18 protein-coding genes and 1 other RNA gene are annotated in these 16299 nt (G+C 39.4%); 8 read left to right on the plus strand and 11 right to left on the minus strand.

The window, feature by feature from the left end:
* Positions 1–122: 122 nt before the first annotated feature.
* The 3 genes from dnaQ to nudC all read left to right on the plus strand — a co-directional run bounded on the left by dnaQ (position 123) and on the right by nudC (position 4006).
* A complete protein-coding gene (gene dnaQ, locus DS737_RS10555) occupies positions 123–1481 on the plus strand; it encodes a DNA polymerase III subunit epsilon (RefSeq protein ID WP_113997485.1) in 1359 nt (452 codons plus the stop codon).
* 126 nt (positions 1482–1607) lie between these two features.
* Positions 1608–3254 (plus strand): chemotaxis protein, encoded by a 1647-nt coding sequence (locus DS737_RS10560; protein WP_113997486.1) that lies wholly within the window; start codon positions 1608–1610, stop codon positions 3252–3254.
* Entirely contained in the window at positions 3254–4006 is a 753-nt protein-coding gene (nudC, locus tag DS737_RS10565) for an NAD(+) diphosphatase (RefSeq protein WP_113997487.1), read from the plus strand. The genes DS737_RS10560 and nudC overlap by 1 nt, the downstream gene beginning before the upstream one ends.
* 20 nt (positions 4007–4026) lie before the next feature.
* Here the strand turns inward: nudC and DS737_RS10570 are convergent, their stop codons facing one another.
* The 4 genes from DS737_RS10570 to DS737_RS10585 form a co-directional block, all read right to left on the minus strand.
* Entirely contained in the window at positions 4027–4899 is an 873-nt protein-coding gene (locus DS737_RS10570) for an alpha/beta hydrolase (protein ID WP_004638432.1), read from the minus strand.
* A gap of 3 nt (positions 4900–4902) precedes the next feature.
* Positions 4903–5595 carry a BON domain-containing protein gene (locus tag DS737_RS10575; RefSeq protein ID WP_004638431.1) on the minus strand — a complete coding sequence of 231 codons (693 nt, stop codon included), beginning with the start codon at positions 5593–5595 and terminating at the stop codon, positions 4903–4905.
* A gap of 68 nt (positions 5596–5663) precedes the next feature.
* Positions 5664–6068 carry a YraN family protein gene (locus tag DS737_RS10580; RefSeq protein WP_005081968.1) on the minus strand — a complete coding sequence of 135 codons (405 nt, stop codon included), beginning with the start codon at positions 6066–6068 and terminating at the stop codon, positions 5664–5666.
* Positions 6069–6080: 12 nt separating this feature from the next.
* A complete protein-coding gene (locus DS737_RS10585) occupies positions 6081–7016 on the minus strand; it encodes a penicillin-binding protein activator (RefSeq protein WP_113997488.1) in 936 nt (311 codons plus the stop codon).
* 16 nt (positions 7017–7032) lie between these two features.
* Between DS737_RS10585 and rsmI the strand changes: the two genes are divergently transcribed.
* Complete coding sequence (gene rsmI, locus DS737_RS10590) at positions 7033–7869, plus strand: 16S rRNA (cytidine(1402)-2'-O)-methyltransferase (protein ID WP_005081962.1); 837 nt, start codon at positions 7033–7035, stop codon at positions 7867–7869.
* A gap of 65 nt (positions 7870–7934) precedes the next feature.
* Here the strand turns inward: rsmI and DS737_RS10595 are convergent, their stop codons facing one another.
* Entirely contained in the window at positions 7935–8825 is an 891-nt protein-coding gene (locus DS737_RS10595; RefSeq protein WP_113997489.1) for a LysR family transcriptional regulator ArgP, read from the minus strand.
* Positions 8826–8932: 107 nt separating this feature from the next.
* Between DS737_RS10595 and DS737_RS10600 the strand changes: the two genes are divergently transcribed.
* Positions 8933–9535 carry a LysE/ArgO family amino acid transporter gene (locus DS737_RS10600; RefSeq protein ID WP_005091056.1) on the plus strand — a complete coding sequence of 201 codons (603 nt, stop codon included), beginning with the start codon at positions 8933–8935 and terminating at the stop codon, positions 9533–9535.
* A gap of 57 nt (positions 9536–9592) precedes the next feature.
* Here the strand turns inward: DS737_RS10600 and DS737_RS10605 are convergent, their stop codons facing one another.
* The 6 genes from DS737_RS10605 to DS737_RS10630 form a co-directional block, all read right to left on the minus strand.
* Positions 9593–9844 carry a hypothetical protein gene (locus DS737_RS10605; protein ID WP_004638425.1) on the minus strand — a complete coding sequence of 84 codons (252 nt, stop codon included), beginning with the start codon at positions 9842–9844 and terminating at the stop codon, positions 9593–9595.
* Between the two features lie 173 nt (positions 9845–10017).
* Complete coding sequence (locus tag DS737_RS10610) at positions 10018–11250, minus strand: FAD-dependent monooxygenase (RefSeq protein WP_113997490.1); 1233 nt, start codon at positions 11248–11250, stop codon at positions 10018–10020.
* Positions 11247–12458, minus strand: a complete 1212-nt coding sequence (gene ubiH, locus DS737_RS10615; RefSeq protein ID WP_004638422.1) for a 2-octaprenyl-6-methoxyphenyl hydroxylase — start codon at positions 12456–12458, stop codon at positions 11247–11249. The genes DS737_RS10610 and ubiH overlap by 4 nt, the downstream gene beginning before the upstream one ends.
* Positions 12459–12568: 110 nt before the next feature.
* On the minus strand, positions 12569–13042 hold the full coding sequence (locus DS737_RS10620) for a hypothetical protein (RefSeq protein ID WP_113997491.1): 474 nt from the start codon (positions 13040–13042) through the stop codon (positions 12569–12571).
* A gap of 53 nt (positions 13043–13095) precedes the next feature.
* Positions 13096–14421, minus strand: coding sequence for a Xaa-Pro aminopeptidase (gene pepP / locus DS737_RS10625; protein ID WP_113997492.1), 1326 nt, complete (start codon positions 14419–14421; stop codon positions 13096–13098).
* Positions 14422–14475: 54 nt separating this feature from the next.
* Positions 14476–15111 (minus strand): UPF0149 family protein, encoded by a 636-nt coding sequence (locus tag DS737_RS10630; protein WP_005081949.1) that lies wholly within the window; start codon positions 15109–15111, stop codon positions 14476–14478.
* Between the two features lie 66 nt (positions 15112–15177).
* Between DS737_RS10630 and DS737_RS10635 the strand changes: the two genes are divergently transcribed.
* From DS737_RS10635 to ssrS, 3 genes are all read left to right on the plus strand, one after another.
* Positions 15178–15738 (plus strand): hypothetical protein, encoded by a 561-nt coding sequence (locus DS737_RS10635; RefSeq protein WP_004638419.1) that lies wholly within the window; start codon positions 15178–15180, stop codon positions 15736–15738.
* Entirely contained in the window at positions 15735–16022 is a 288-nt protein-coding gene (locus DS737_RS10640; protein ID WP_004638418.1) for a cell division protein ZapA, read from the plus strand. Before DS737_RS10635 ends, DS737_RS10640 begins: the two co-directional genes overlap by 4 nt.
* A gap of 91 nt (positions 16023–16113) precedes the next feature.
* Positions 16114–16296: non-coding RNA, 6S RNA (gene ssrS, locus DS737_RS10645), on the plus strand.
* Positions 16297–16299 lie beyond the last annotated feature (3 nt).

Here is a 16299-nt window from a genome sequence, read left to right on the forward strand (position 1 = left end):
TCTGATTTTAGCTTTACAATGCATGATATTCGAGGGAGTGCTACTATTCTCTTCGGCTATTTTTGCAGACTTTATTGCAAAATAGATCAAGTTTTTTACTCATATATTGTTCAGGTTCAAATATGTCACAAACAATCACTCTTTATGTTGATGGCGCATGTAAAGGCAATCCAGGCTTAGGTGGTTGGGGTGCATATATCATTACAGAACAAGAAGAACATAAACTGTTCGGTGGTGAAGCAGAAACAACCAACAACCGTATGGAGCTACAAGCTGCAATTGAAGGTATTTCTTTTTGCCCAATCGATGCACACCTTATCATTTGGACAGATTCTAATTATGTAAAACAAGGGATTACCGAATGGATTCATGGGTGGAAAAAGAAAAACTGGAAGGATGTAAAAAACCCAGATCTTTGGAAAAAATTAGATGCTGTTTGTGCCAATCGTGATATCGAATGGAATTGGATCAAAGGTCATGCTGGTCATGCCGGCAATGAAATGGCGGATCAACTCGCAAACTTAGGGGCTGAACAAACTGCTCAACAACTCAAAGCATCAACACAGGCTAACGCTGATATAAAAAAGTCTGAAGCCGATTGGCTTTTGAATGATCCTTTGGGTTTAGACCTCGATACAGATGAAATGAATGATGAGTTAGATACTGAAAATGAGTCAGTGACTCTGCTAGATGAAGCTGAAGCACAAAATCCAGTTCAAACTATGGAATCAGTGGTAACGAATCAACATCCACACATTGTTGTGACCGAAGCTAAATTAAAGTTGCAAGGCCCACGTCAACTAATCCTCGATACTGAAACCACGGGTTTCTATTATCAAGATGGTGATCGTATCATCGAGGTCGGAGCGATTGAGATGATCAATCGTAAACTCACAGGTAGTTCGATTCATATTTATATTAATCCAGAAAAACCTGTAGGCGACTCGGTTGATGTGCACGGTATCACTGATGAATTTCTACAAGACAAACCAAAGTATGCTGAAATTGCAGATGCCCTGTTTGCTTATTTAAAAGGTGCTGAAATCATTGCACATAACGCAACATTCGATATGAACTTCCTCGATATGGAGTTTAAACGTGTTGGTTTACCTTTACTTTCAGAGGTATGTGAAGTTACAGATACCTTAGCACTCGCAAAGAATAAGCATCCTGGACAAAAAAATTCTTTGGATGCATTGGTTAGACGTTATGAGATCCCAGCACGAGATCGTACCTTCCATGGCGCATTACTCGATGCTGAAATTTTAGCCGATGTTTACCTTGCGATGACAGGTGGACAGGTTTCATTTGACATCGATGCATTATCTCAACATGAACAAAATCAAAATAAAACCACACGTCAACATGTCCAAATTGACTTAGCTGTGATTCGTCCATCTGAACATGAGTTAAATGAACATGAGACGTGGGTCAAACAATTTGAAGAAAAACACGGAGAACCTTGCCTTTTCGCAAAATAAATTTTTGAATCAATGTCGCTTTTTATATTTCAAGCCTTCAAAGTTAAGTTATATTAACTGTAAGTGATTTAGACCTCCTCAAAAGGAGGTCCATGGATATAACAACTCAGGAAAGGTGTAGGTCATATGTCTTACCAAACCTCGATTCATTTCGACCCAACGGCATTATTAATAATAAAAAATGAAATCGACAATTCGATTAAATTGGTAGAAACAGCGGTCAATACCCTTGCCGAAGAACAAGCTTTACCCTTCGGAATTGATGATGCACTCAATCAGTTTGAGCAATGCACTCAGGTACTTGCACTGATTGATATGCCACATTTATCGCAAATTACCCAATACTCAAGTGAACTTATGCGTAAGATCATGGCCCAACCTCAACAAATTAAAACCAGTGATGTGGTTGCGTTGAGTGAAGGTACGACGATGCTGAAACGCTATATTGAGTTTATTTGTTTACGCGAAGTTAAAGTTCCTCAGTTCTTACTCGATACCTTGAATCGTTTAGAGCTAGCTTTGGGCAAGCCATTAACGAAAGAAGGTCAAACAATTCAGCCTCTACTAAGTCTGATTAGTCCTCGTTTTAATCTGCCACTTGCCCCAACACTAGAGAAATCTCAATACATTCATCAGCTTTATAAGTTATGTTTGCATAAACTGATTAAACAGACAGAAACTCCTCTTGATTTACAAGGCATCAAACTTGTTGGTGTTTATCTAACTGGATTATCTACCGAGCTACCAAGTCAACAATATTGGCAATTAGTCAACGTTGCTTTAGGTTTAATTGATGAGCTTTCTATTACCGAAGCTCGGTTACGAACGCTTATTCAAATCGAAACCAATATTGCTAAGTTTTTAAACCAGCCGTCTACATATGCAGCTGAACTCAGTGATCTTGCGGATGTATTATCGATTTGTATCAGCCAAGAAAACAATATTTCGCATCACATTCGTGATCAACTCAATATTGGTGACGAGTTACTGAGTGACACCCAGCTTCAAGTATTGAGTCGTCATCTTTATGGTCCAGACTATGAAACCATTCATACCGTTAGCCGATTGATGACGGATGAAATGGCCCAAATTCGTAATGAAATTGAGTACAACTACCAAAACATGTCCACAGAGAAAACTCAAGAGATTCAGCAAAAGCTCAATCAACTTGCTAATGTTTTCAAAGTTCTCAATTTAAATGAAGCTGCAAAAGAGATCACACAACAAGCTGAAAAACTAAGCCATTCTGATTTCCTGACCGACGCTAGTTCAGTTCAACAATTAATGAATGGTATTTTAGCTTCAATGAATTCAATTGGTATTTTAGAGCGCAATTATACCTCTAGCCGTCTACAGCTTCGTGTGAATAATCTACAAATCTCACTTGATCGTTTAGATGAAGCACATAAAGCTTTATTGACTGAAACGAAAACATTAATCGAGACGCTTACGCAGACTCTCAGCTTATATGCCCAAGATCCGACCTCACATAGCATTGAAGCTTTGCCTGACTATCTCAAAGAACTGTCAGGTGCAGCCCAATTCTTAGGTAGTACCGCACAACAAACTGCATTATTAGGTGCAGCAGATTTTGCTCAACACCGTCTTGCTCAGAACCAAGCATTAGATGCTGAACAAATCAATTGTCTACTCAATGTCGTAGCAGGTTTAGATTTGTTGGTGGATAACTTAAGGAATAAACAACCTGTATTGCAATCTATGTTTGATGTGGCATTATCAAATAGTCAGCAATTACAAACGATAGCAGCCTAATGTCTCAACGATCACTTGCTTATATTTTCCAACACCAAAAACTGTTAGTCGATGAAAATTTTCAACTGCCTAAAGTTGAAAAGTTAGCAAGTGATCTTCCCATACATCCAAATGATCATGTCATTGCACGTGACCTGTTAGAAGGCGAAATCATCCCTGAAGGCTTTCAACTTGTTCCTATCCGTGATTTGATTCAGACTTGGTCAACATCAGATTTCCTACAGGCCAGCCGTGCGGTACAACTGCTTGAATGGCGTCGTAATCATAAGTTCTGTAGTCACTGCGGTCATCGTACTGAAATTCATGCCAAAGAATATGCCATGATTTGTCCAGCTTGTGGTTATCATCAATATCCACGTGTTCAGCCTTGTATAATCACGATTATCACACGCGGTAGCAATGAAGTATTACTTGCTAAATCAGCCCATAACAAAGGCAATATGTATGGTTTAATCGCTGGTTTTGTAGAAGTTGGTGAAACTTTAGAAGAAGCAGTACAACGTGAAACAATGGAAGAAGTTGGCCTAAAGCTTAAAAATATAAGTTATATGTCTAGCCAACCGTGGCCATTCCCGAGCAATTTGATGATTGCCTTTCATGCTGAATATGAGTCTGGAGAGATCCAATTACAATTTGAAGAGATCAGTGATGCTCAGTTTTTTAAATTCGATCAGTTACCACAGATCCCATTTAAAGGAAGTATTGCTCATAGCATGATTATGCAGATGACTGAAAAAAGAAAAGCATCCTAATCGATGCTTTTCTTATGACTTCATGGATTCAATGCTTCGTCCAAGAAATGTAAAATAGTCCGCTTCGTCTTGAAATAATGGCTCATCAAACTTGCCAATGTGGCAACAATGGTAATATGCCCAGTCTTGGGAATAATCGAAATATGGCTATGATTACCCTTTTCCCTGAGTGCAATATCCAAATCAAGCGTATTTCTTCTTTCTACCAATTGATCTTGTTCAGCTATTAACAAATAATGCTTAATTTGATTAGGCTCAATAAAATAATATGGCATAACTTGTTGATAAGAAATATTCAGATCAAAGGCATGTTCTGCAAGTGGATCACCTTTATAATCAAAATGATAAGGACCTGCCAATCCAACAATCGCTTTGATTTGATCTTTATATTTAAAGTTCTTCGCTTGAGCAGAATAAACCACAGACATCACATTAAATGCACCAGCGGAATGCCCCATCAAAATCAGATTTTCTGTTGATATCTTTAACTTCGTTTGATTCTGATTCAGATAATGGATAGCTTGTGCAATATCATCAATAAAAGCAGGAAAAATATGCTCAGGTGCAAGATGATAATTGATCACAGCGACATCATAGCCTTCACGGGCAAATGTTTCACCGATAAACAAATAATCTCGCTTATTGCCATGCTGCCATGATCCCCCATGCACAAAGACAATCAGCGGTTTTTGCGGCTTGGCATTTTTACTTCGATATAGATCTAAACGTTGGCGTGCTTTTAATCCATAAGCAAGGTGTTCTTCCTTTTCGAAAGTATCTTTAGGCGTTAAATAGTTAATCGAATAACTTGCAAAATCATACAGACGAAATTCTTTATAAAAGTCTTTCGCCCGTATAACATTTTCTTGAACTTGTTGAATAAGTTGTTTCATAAATTAGGGATTAGTTGGGGTAATAGTCACAGGCTCAGCTTGATCAGGATCAATCGCTACTGGTGTTTCAACCAGAGACTGTGTTGTTGCTGTCCCTACTCGAGCCGTTGAAGTCCCTGCTGTTTGGTCGATATTATCAACCAAAGTCACAATTCTACTCACATTGCCGACTTTTTGTAAGACATCATCTAAATCTCTAATCTCAGCCGTATTTAACCGCCCCATCACATACAACACGCCATTTTCAGTATGAACTAAAACCTTACTGTCCGATACGACAGGCGCTCTCATCAACAAGCCACGTGTATTTGCAGTGACCGTACCATCTTGCATGATCGTGCTATAACCAACTTTATCGCCTACTGTAATATAGTTATGTACCGCTTTGACATCACTCATTGCACGTACATTATCCTCAGCAAGTTGCTTTAAATATGGATCAGGCACTTGACCTGTCAAAAGCACGTTGCTGTGAAAACTTTCAATATTGATGCGGGACTGTCTAAAACGATGATCTAATTTGTATAAATTAACATTTGCAGTACGTTTGATTGAAGAATCAATAAAAACTTGTCCTAGACTACGATCACCACTATTTGTGCCAACAGGTGCAGTCCCTGTTCCGCCAGAAATAAAGCTCGCACAACCCGATAAACTTGCAGCGCAAAGTAACGTGATCGATAAACGTTTTAACACTTGGCAAGACTCCCTATTCACACATTTGCTCAATCTTCCACACCTACTTTTAGATCATATTGCCAGAATTAGTCTAAAGTAAATGCATGTTCAATCCATTGCTGATCATACTTCAATTTTGAAAAATCTGGTTGTACTGTTTTTGCAATTTTCTGTGGAAAATCAAAACAAATCACATCAAAACGACAATCAAAGTCATAATAACTAGGATAACGTTGTAAAAAGAATTTGGCTGTTTTAATAATTTTACGCTTTTGCGCTTGGGTAATCACCTCATAAGCATGAGCATAACTCCCAGAGGATCTGGCTTTTACTTCAACAAAAACAAGTTCTTGACCACGCCTAACGATTAAATCAATTTCACCAAAACGTGAATGATAATTTTGACTGATACATTGATACCCATGAGAATGGAGCAATGTCTTTGCTGCTTCCTCAGCCCATTGCCCCATAGAATTTGTTTGCTGTTCCATGCGTGAGATATCTTATTTTAAAATTTGGATGTGTTTTTTCTGCTGTTCAAAGCAATAAGGCTGTCGATTGATCTTGCCCGCATTCACCTCAATAGCCCCCGTTCGTCCAACAAAAGAAAATTGTTGGTTATCAGCACCGGCTAGGAACTGCTGGCTAAGCGTCCATGCATCACCACCAAATGCCAACAAACGTTGAAATGCCATATTCTCTGGTTGTTCTTTGTAAGCCTCAATTAGGTCAGCCCATTGTCCATTATATAAAGCGGGGGTATCACAGAAACGTAATCCGATGGGAATAGATTTCCCCTCTTCGATACTCATCGGAGTTGCATAAATATTCTGTTTTGGTAATGAACCAAGCTCCATCATCCACTCATGATCCCCTAATAGTAACAATCCTGTTTTTTTAGGTAGTTTTTTAGGTAATTCATGAATCACTTCAATCGCAGCATGTGACTGAGACATGAGTGACATCATAAATAGTTCTGTCGCAGACTCAGTCCCAGCTTCACGCAATACCAATAAAGTTTGGATTTGATCCTTGATGAGTAATTTATTTAAAGCTTCAGCGTCATGCTGTTTAGCCAAACTAAATTGCCATACATTTTCAGTTTGTGTATTCACATCGTTTAGTGCTAACACAGGAACTTTCGGTTTTAGTTTAATCACCGCCTCAATATCAGATCGGCCTAATGGCCCAACAACCAATTTCGTATTTTTATTAACCCTAGTTTTAAAAATTTGATTTACGTTACTTTTTGCAGAATCCACGAAAATAATTTTTTCTTTACTTCCCGATGCTGTATAAGCACTCATGAAACCGCGTTTAATACTTTCACCAGCTCGCGCCATAGGACCTGATTCAGGTAGAATGACCAACACGTCCGCATAAGCTGGACTAATCAATGCTGCCAAACTCAGTAGCAGCCAATATTTTTTTGAATACATTATGGAGTTACCTTTTATGAGTGCTCAATTATTTGTTGTAGCAACCCCGATTGGGCACTTGGATGACATGACGTTTCGTGCAATCGATATTTTAAAATCAGTCTCGGTGGTTGCAGCAGAAGATACTAGACAATCTGCTCAATTATTCAAACACTATAATATCTCAACTCCGCTCACTGCGTGCCATGATCACAACGAAAGTAACAAAATTGATCAACTTCTCCAAAGAATGTTAAATGGAGAAACAGTTGCCTTAATCAGCGATGCTGGAACACCTTTAATTAGTGATCCAGGGTTTAAACTTGTTCGTGCAGCTCAAGAACATGGTATTCGTGTGATTCCAGTCCCGGGTGCATGTGCCGCAATTGCCGCATTAAGTGCAGTTGGTTTACCGAGTGATCGCTTTAGTTTTGAAGGTTTTTTACCATCAAAGGCGTCTCAACGAATTAGCCAACTTGAGAAACTCAAAGATGAAACACAAACACTCATTTTTTATGAAGCTCCACATCGTATTTTGGCGTGTATTCAAGATATGGTCCAAGTTTTTGGTGAAGATCGTCCAGTAGGTTTTGCCCGTGAAATCACCAAAACCTTTGAAACCATCAAGAAAATGACTTTAAAAGAGTTACTTAATTTCATTCAAAATGATCACAACCAAGAGAAAGGCGAAATTGTCCTTGTTGTTGGTGGTGCAACCACTGAAAAAGATATGGCACAAGATAAATTGGATGAGCTATTAAAACGCTTACTGCAAGATTTATCCGTAAAAGCAGCATCTCAACTTGCCGCAGATTTAACTGGAATTAAAAAGAAAGTAGCATATCAACGAGCTTTAGAGTTGACTCAAGCTTAGTTCTAAACATGGATGCAAGGTAATTATCACGAGATATTACCTTGCTCTATTATCAAAAATTTCCATCATTTCAGCGCTTGCTTAGCCGCTTGAACAATACATTCTGTCAATACATCCAGTTGTTTAGACTGTCGTTTCCAATGATGCCAATATAATGGAATATCAAGTTGGGCATCAGGCATAATATCAACAAGCGTTCCATTTTCGAGTAGCGGTTGAACCTGCAACTCAGGCACCATGCCATAACCCAAACCTAATTGAATTGCTTTGACGAAAGCATCTGTTGCTGGAATAAAACTATAGGGATAACTTTGCATCGGTAAGCCATACCCCTTTAATAAAATCTCTGAATGCATTAAGTCTTTATGATTAAAAATAACTGCTGGTGTTTTTCTTAAACTTTCTCTATTTACACCCGTCCTAAACCAATGAGCTGCAAAGTCGGCAGAAGCCAGCATTTTATAACGCATTTTGCCTAGGGGTTGTGCTAAACAACCTGACATAACCTGCTCTTCGGCAGTGATACAGGCATTCACCTGTCCTGTTTCTAATAATGTATGGGTATGCGATTGATCATCAATTTTAAGCTCTAACACAATTTTTTCTCTAAACAATGTGGACTGAATACTCGGCAACAACCATGTTGCCAATGAATCCGCATTGGATGCCAAAGCAATCTTATAAAATTCCGATTCAGAGGATTTTCCCATCAAACCTTGTAAAAGATTTTGTTCCATTAACCGAGTATGACGCAAATGTTGCAACAAAGTTTGCCCAGCCTGAGTAAGCACACATGGTCGTCCGCGAATAATTAAAACTTGTCCTAAATACTTTTCTAAAGCTTGTACACGTAACGATACTGCAGAAGGTGTAATGTATAAGTGTTCTCCTGCAGCATCAAAACTTCCTGCTTCAGCTAAAGCAAGAAATGCTTCACATTGTTTACTATCTAACACTCACCCACCTAAATTATTTTTAGCCAAACCTAATTATTCTTAATATTACTTATTTTACCTTTAAAAGTCAGATAATTCTCACATCTAGATTTTCCGTTTTATTTGTTATGTTCTCTCTTAGCGTCTTTATGAAAGGTTTTGGTATTGGTAGCGGTCTTATTGTGGCTATTGGTGCTCAAAATGCTTTCGTTCTCAAACAAGGTTTAAAGCAACAATATGTATTTTGGCTATGCTTATTGTGTGCACTTTCTGACTCCATTTTAATTGCATTAGGTGTATTGGGTTTTGCCGAGATCATGGCTACGTCACCACTGTTAATAACAATTGCTAAATATTTAGGTGCGACATTTTTACTGGTCTATGGCGCTAAAGCATTTCATGCAGCTTTTAAAAACACTCAAAGCATAGAACTTATGAGCCATCAAAAGCAGACCTTAACTCAAGTGCTTTTAACAGGTCTTGCTTTCACTTGGTTGAATCCACATGTCTATGTAGACACAATTGTTTTAATTGGATCTGTAGCAACACAGTTTGAGGACAAGATCAGTTTTGCCCTCGGTAGTATTGTTGCATCATGGATTTTCTTTTTTAGTCTGGGATATGGTTCTAGACTGTTAAAACCATTATTTACTAACCCAAAGGCATGGAAGGTCTTAGATTTTATGATTGGTTGTATGATGTGGAGCATCGCAATTTCATTGCTCCTCTAGTTGTTTTCAAGACATAACAAAAAACACCACAATCGTGGTGTTTTTTTAATCTTTTATTTATTCGTGGGTTTCGCCTGGTGGAACTTCAGTAATACGTCCGCCACGCGCTAGAAACGCAGCAACTTCATCTTCTAAAGCTTGGCGTTGTTTCTGTTTAGCAGTAACAGTGAGGCTTTCAGCTTCTGCGAGATCAGCATCATTTGCAATGGATTCTTCGCTACTGTCTGCACCACTTTCGGCAGCTTTCGCCTCCTCATCATCTACAGCAGCATCTTCGGTGTTTTCGTCGTAATCATTCATTTCCGTCATATTACTCTCCCCACAATGACTAAATCTTCATCATCGTTATTTGGTCATCAGAACTTGATGAAATTTAACAAGCTCTTCTCATTTATCAAAGCAAAATATTTATCAATTTGTGCTTTTTTTAACCAAATTCACTCTGATTTATAAATGATTGTCTAAAAAATATCTACTGTTTTTTAGCATGCATAACGTGTCTCTTTCAACGCCCCCAAACCATTGGCTTGCTGCATGAAATTATCTTTGAGCCAATCCAGTTGTTCGACCTGTTTCAGACCGAAATTTCTCGCCCAAACAAAAGGAAATAACTCCGAACTTTCTAACCAACCTATCGCTGACATGCTGTGCATCATGGCGTCGTTCTGCCCTTTACGTTGATGTTCGTAACGTAACAAAGTCTGCTCATTTGCCCACACACCACGTTTTAGATCGTGCAGCAAAACATCACAAAGCACCGCTGCATCTAAGCAACCAATATTGACACCTTGTCCAGCTAAAGGATGAATCACATGTGCTGCATCTCCAATCAATGCTAGACCTGATTTGATATACCGTTGCGCAGCGCGAGCTTTCAATGGGAACTGCGCTCTTGAACGTACTTCAACCACTTCACCAAGCATTTGTAGACTTTCTTGAGTCAGCAATTGCATAAACTCTTGATCACTGAGTGCTGAATATTCATCAGCATAATCATCTGGTAATGTCCATACAATCGATTGCCAATAACCATTGTCTTGCGCGTCCAAACTCGCCATTGGTAAATAAGCCAACGGTCCTGTTGGTAGGAAAATTTGGCGTGCCACATATTGATTCGGCTGAGTGGTTTTAATCGCACAACTGATTGCAGCTTGTTTGTAATCTAAGACATCCAAATCAATATAAGCTTGTTCACGTACAAACGAGTTTGCCCCATCAGCACCGATCAACAGTTTGGTTTTCAGCGTAGTACCATCTGCTAGCTGAATCGACCAACCCAATGGAATTTGTTCGATACGAATCACTTTCACCTGAGTGCGGTAATCTTTAAGCTGTTGCAACATTTTTTGTTGAATCGCAACATTCAGGACACTCGGCTCCACCATTGAACCCAATGCTTGATCTGCATGTGGTCGCTGTTCCGATGCATGCCCAAAATTGATTTCGCCATAGCCATTTTTATTCCAGACCTGCATGCCTGAATATGGCATCTGACGGGCTAAATCCTCCCAAACATCCACAGTCTTTAATAGATGAATGGTTGCCTGACTGAGAGCCAACACGCGTGGATTCATCACCGCAAGTGTTTTCTCTTGATCCAGTACAGGAGCAGCGTCCAATACTGTTGCTTGCACACCACCTTGTGCCAATAGCAAGGCGGTTAAGCCACCAACCAAGCCACCTCCTACAATGACAACATCTAACATTTCACTCATGCTTTTAGCCCCATTGCATAATTGGCAACCAACGGCTTAATGCCCGGAATCACGTCAAAGGCAACCAATCCTGTATTACGTATTAATTTTAAAATTGGATTTTGATTACTAAAACCACGCACCACGGAATCACAGAACTTAATCACACGCTGCTGATCTTTTAAACGTGCTTGTTCATAAGCGAGTAAATTATCTGGCTGACCAATATCATCAGACTTCGCCAATTGTTCCATTAAGAAACGAACCAGCACATCTGCATCACGCAAGCACAGATTAAAACCTTGTCCTGCAACAGGGTGAATGGTGTGTGCTGCATTGCCCATCAACACTACACGCCCAACGGCTTGTTTATGTGCCAAGACTTGAGACAATGGATAACTAAAACGCTTACCGGTTTTTTCAAATTTACCCGCACGATCACCATAGGTTTCTTGTAAAGCATCAAGGAAATGTTGATCATTTTCTTCACCTAACCATTCAGCTTCCGTACCCTTCTTCACAGGCCAAACCACTGAACGGCGGTATTCACCCGGTAACGGTAAAAGTGCCAATGGCCCTAATGCGCTAAAACGTTCAAAGCCAACTTGTTGATGTGGTTTAGAAGTTTGCACAGTGGTGACAATCGCCACTTGGTCATAATCATGTTCATCTACACCGACGCCAATCGCTTGACGACAGAACGAATCTCGACCATCTGCTGCGATCACCAACTTGGATTTGAGCGAATGAATATATTCACCATTGCGCATCGCTTCGATCTGTACCTGATCTGCATCTTGCGTCAGTGAAGTCACTTGTACACCATCAATCAATTCGATCAGTGGCTGCTGACGAACTTGGGTGAGTAATACTCGACCTAACCACGCATTCTCAATCACCTGCCCAAAGCTTTCTACTTTCTCTTGTTCAGCCACTAAGCGAGCCTTGCCAAAGCTGCCCTGCTCGGTAATATGCACTTGTAAAATCGGAGTAGCATGTTGTTGTAATGCATCCCATAAACCTAATTTTTGGTAAATCTGCACACTACGGCGTGACAAAGCGGTGTTACGCGCATCAAAACTTGAGTGATAAGGCGCAAGGTTTTCATCATCATAATTTGGATATTTCACAGCTTCTAATAGCTTTACCTCGATATTAGATTTTGCCAACATTAAAGCAAGGCTGAGTCCAACCATACCCCCACCGACAATGATGACTTGTTGCTGCATAATATTATTCCTTATCAGTTTTTCATGACTTAAGTTTCGGGACTATCTTACTCTAACTCAAATCAGGAAGGGAATTTGTACTTTGTTTGGTCTGTGTTTTTAAAATTACCCTACATTTTGGAAACATTACATTCTTTCTGTTGAATTTGTTCTAACCTTTTTTGATCAACAAGACTGATCTGTTTTACTGCTGTAAAATAACCAAATACAGTAAAAGCAAGTACACCCACACACCAAATTAAAAAGAAATAACAACGCCAAGTTGCCCGAAAACCATACACATATTTTGTTTTATTCATTACTTTTTTATTAGGTAAAGGATATTGTTTTAATCTATAAATTTTTAACATATCCCTCCCTTGTAGCAAAACAACCATCAAAAGCATTAATAGAGGGGCAAATACCCCCATTCCATACCAAAGCGTATGCCAACCATATGGATTGCATAGAATCCAATTGCTTTCTTTCAGCCATGGAAAAAAGAGTTGATCTAAAATCAGATATAGAGGTATTGCCCATAAACAATGTAAAGTAATAATTTTGATTCTTTCTTTAAAGGTATATTGTGGTGCATATTCACTCATTATTATTCTCTTAAATATAAAAATGGGCTTAATCGATTAGCCCATTTTTATGATTATGCTTTCACCTGACCCATCAAGCTTTCAATCTCTTCAACAGTTTTCACTACATTCCTAGTCAAAACCAACGGTCCATTTTCAGTGACTACAATATCGTCTTCGATACGAATCCCAATACCACGCCATTTCGCATCAACGGTTTCATCATCGGGTGCGACGTATAAACCTGGCTCAACGGTAACCACCATGCCAGCTTCATAAGCACGCCAATCTTCATCAATTTTGTAAGAACCGACATCATGCACATCCATGCCTAACCAATGCCCTGTACCATGCATAAAGAATTGACGGAATGCTTCACTCTCTATCAGCTCATCTACAGCACCTTGCAGTAAACCAAGATCAACCAAACCTTGAGTTAAAATCTTTACAGCAACTTCATGCGGATATTTATAATTATTGCCAATACGCGTAGCGTCAATCGCAGCAAGCTGAGCATCTAAAACAATATTGTAAAGTGCTTTTTGTTCTGGACTAAATTTACCATTTACAGGGAATGTACGGGTAATGTCTGAGGCATAGCATTCATACTCACAAGCCGCATCAATTAAAACCAGATCACCATCTTTTAACGGCTTATTATTTTCAACGTAATGCAAAATACAGGCATTTTCACCACCGCCTACAATACTATTGTAAGCAGGCACACAACCATTTTTACCGAAGATATAATTGAGCTCTGCTTCAAGTGCATACTCCATCATATCTGGCTTTACAGTTTGCATCGCGCGCGTATGTGCTTCTGCACTGATATTGGATGCGATCTGCATCAGTTCAATTTCTTGCGCCGATTTTTTCAAACGCATTTCATCAATAATCGAATCAATTTGAATAATTTGCTGAGGTGCATCGCCACCCTGACGTTGCATTGCTTTTGCTTTGTGTAACCACCCACCCACTTCAGCATCAAACTTTTTCGTTTGTCCTAGTCGAACAAAGAGTTTCGATTTATTTAAAAGTAAAGGAACAATTTTCTGATCCAACTCATGGATGGCAAATGATTGATCTGCTTGATATTGTTCGACTGCACCTTCTAGTCCTGCTCGGTAACCATTCCAAATTTCCATTTCACGGTTACGTTCACGACAAAATAGCGTATAACGATATGCCTCACCCTGAGCAAAAGTCTCGATCACTGCAACAGCTTCAGGTTCAGCAAATCCAGTAAGATAATAAAAACTACTGTCTGCACGATATTTATAATCTGCATCACGATTACGGTACATTTCCGCTCGTGTCGCAATTACCGCAATACTATTACTGCCCATTTGTTCCGCAAGGCGATCTCGACGTTGTTTAAAATCTGCTTGAGTTAGTTTCATATTATCCTACGACTAAAAAGTCCCTCCGAAGAGGGATCTATAAAATTAATGCAATTAACTTGGGCGATGTGGCGTAAACATTTCAACGATCGTTTGTGGATCTGAAACCGTCTCATCTTGATTACGGCTTTTTGCATGGAAGTTTCTCAATAATGAACTTTCAGCAACAGGAACTTTTGTTCGTCCAATCGAAAGACTAACAGGAATTAAGCGCACGAACTCATACAGCTCCTGATAACTTTCTTCGCCTTCTTCATCATTGTCTGAATCTTCAAATTCAACAGCTGCAACATCTTGTAAATGTTCAATCAGTTCTTGCTCTTCGCCTCGAATATGCCCCGAAGCTAAACCAAAACCAAGTACAACTCCTGCACACCAATCTGCCAATGCTTGAACTCGATCAGCCAATACATGACTGTCATCTGGCAACATTGGTAAATAATCTAATTCATCATCGGATAAAGCATGTGCTACATCTTCGGCCTCATCAGTCAAACTTCTGAGGGCTTCGGGTGAAAGTGGAGGTACATTGAGGGTGTTTAAGATTTGTGACCATTCATCTGAAGTTGGTGCTTGTGTCACACAAACTATACCTGTTAGCAAACCATGTAACTCACTTGGACTTGAAATTTCTTCAATCCCCTCAAAATGAGCATTCCATTCGTTCCAACCTGAAATATCGTCTTGCATTCGTTTATCCAATCTCTATACTGCTGTATATATTACCTTTGATTGCAACTCTGTGCGACCTTCGTTATGTTAGAACAATTACAGCGTCTACAAGCGCATATTGGTGTTTTAAAAACACGCTTAAGTCATTTAGAGCGAGAAAATAACTCGCTTTCTGAAGCTAAACAATTAGCTGCAACTGATCACCATGCACAAATTGTGCAAAAAAATAGCATCATCACGCAAAAACAGGATGAAGTTGATAACTTAACTGAACAACTCACTCAGTTACAAGATCAATTCAAACAACTGAATAATGATGCAACAACTTTAGCCGAGCGCTATAGTCGTTTGGAAAAAAGTACCACTGATCTGAAAAATCGTTTCCAAGAAATCTTGGCTGAGCGAAATGATTTACGCGTAATCAAAGAAAAGTTACAAGCCCAACAGCGTAACAACATGCAAGAGATTCAGGATCTACAACAAGATCGTGATCGACTATTGCAGAAGAATGAACTGGCTAAATCGAAAGTTGAAGCCATTATTCAGCGTCTAGCGATTCTTGGTACGGCCCAAGATCAAAATGCACAAGAAATCCAACAGCTCGCCCACCCTATTGCTGAACCTCAAGAGGAGTCACAATCATGAGTGAAACTATTGTCGTTGAACTCCGTTTAATTGAGCAGACTTTTCGCCTCAATACGACTGAGGATAAACGTGAAGAGTTAGAGCGTGCAGCGGAACTATTGAATCAGAAATTTCATGATATGCGTCGTAGTGCTCCGAGAGTCGAACATAATAAATTGGTAATTATGGTGGCTCTACAAATGGCACAGGAAGTTTTTAGTTTAAACAAGTCTTTACAGCAATATGCGCACTGCGAACGTTTGCTGCAAACTATTTTAGAAGATGTTGAACAAACTGTTGAGTAAAATTGCACAAAGTCCCATCAATTAGTAAGTATCGTTACAGATATGTGATCCACAAGGATTGTCATCGTATAAAGATCAGTTATACTTAATACTGTCTCTAGGGTGTTCGCCAGTACGTCTAGTCCCCTGCCGATACTTAAATTTATGGATGTGTTCTGTATATTTTGAGTGTATGCCTACCTCCGAGTAGGAAACCCATTAAATATGCGTCACCTCCACCTTGAACTCATCGGGTTCAGGGTAACGACCATGCAGCGGCATCTCTGGAGCATTATTT

It is taken from the genome of Acinetobacter haemolyticus (genome assembly GCF_003323815.1).
Lineage (GTDB): Bacteria > Pseudomonadota > Gammaproteobacteria > Pseudomonadales > Moraxellaceae > Acinetobacter > Acinetobacter haemolyticus.

What these genes read in the sequence shown, in the direction of transcription:
- rsmI (WP_005081962.1), top strand. Translation starts at nt 7,033, where the DNA reads ATGAGTGCTCAATTATTTGTTGTAGCAACCCCGATTGGGCACTTGGAT.
- DS737_RS10560 (WP_113997486.1), top strand. Translation starts at nt 1,608, where the DNA reads ATGTCTTACCAAACCTCGATTCATTTCGACCCAACGGCATTATTAATA.
- DS737_RS10640 (WP_004638418.1), top strand. Translation starts at nt 15,735, where the DNA reads ATGAGTGAAACTATTGTCGTTGAACTCCGTTTAATTGAGCAGACTTTT.
- DS737_RS10580 (WP_005081968.1), bottom strand. Translation starts at nt 6,068, where the DNA reads ATGGAACAGCAAACAAATTCTATGGGGCAATGGGCTGAGGAAGCAGCA.
- nudC (WP_113997487.1), top strand. Translation starts at nt 3,254, where the DNA reads ATGTCTCAACGATCACTTGCTTATATTTTCCAACACCAAAAACTGTTA.
- DS737_RS10610 (WP_113997490.1), bottom strand. Translation starts at nt 11,250, where the DNA reads ATGAGTGAAATGTTAGATGTTGTCATTGTAGGAGGTGGCTTGGTTGGT.
- DS737_RS10585 (WP_113997488.1), bottom strand. Translation starts at nt 7,016, where the DNA reads ATGTATTCAAAAAAATATTGGCTGCTACTGAGTTTGGCAGCATTGATT.
- DS737_RS10635 (WP_004638419.1), top strand. Translation starts at nt 15,178, where the DNA reads ATGTTAGAACAATTACAGCGTCTACAAGCGCATATTGGTGTTTTAAAA.
- DS737_RS10605 (WP_004638425.1), bottom strand. Translation starts at nt 9,844, where the DNA reads ATGACGGAAATGAATGATTACGACGAAAACACCGAAGATGCTGCTGTA.
- DS737_RS10620 (WP_113997491.1), bottom strand. Translation starts at nt 13,042, where the DNA reads ATGAGTGAATATGCACCACAATATACCTTTAAAGAAAGAATCAAAATT.
- DS737_RS10600 (WP_005091056.1), top strand. Translation starts at nt 8,933, where the DNA reads ATGTTCTCTCTTAGCGTCTTTATGAAAGGTTTTGGTATTGGTAGCGGT.
- pepP (WP_113997492.1), bottom strand. Translation starts at nt 14,421, where the DNA reads ATGAAACTAACTCAAGCAGATTTTAAACAACGTCGAGATCGCCTTGCG.
- DS737_RS10630 (WP_005081949.1), bottom strand. Translation starts at nt 15,111, where the DNA reads ATGCAAGACGATATTTCAGGTTGGAACGAATGGAATGCTCATTTTGAG.
- DS737_RS10570 (WP_004638432.1), bottom strand. Translation starts at nt 4,899, where the DNA reads ATGAAACAACTTATTCAACAAGTTCAAGAAAATGTTATACGGGCGAAA.
- dnaQ (WP_113997485.1), top strand. Translation starts at nt 123, where the DNA reads ATGTCACAAACAATCACTCTTTATGTTGATGGCGCATGTAAAGGCAAT.
- ubiH (WP_004638422.1), bottom strand. Translation starts at nt 12,458, where the DNA reads ATGCAGCAACAAGTCATCATTGTCGGTGGGGGTATGGTTGGACTCAGC.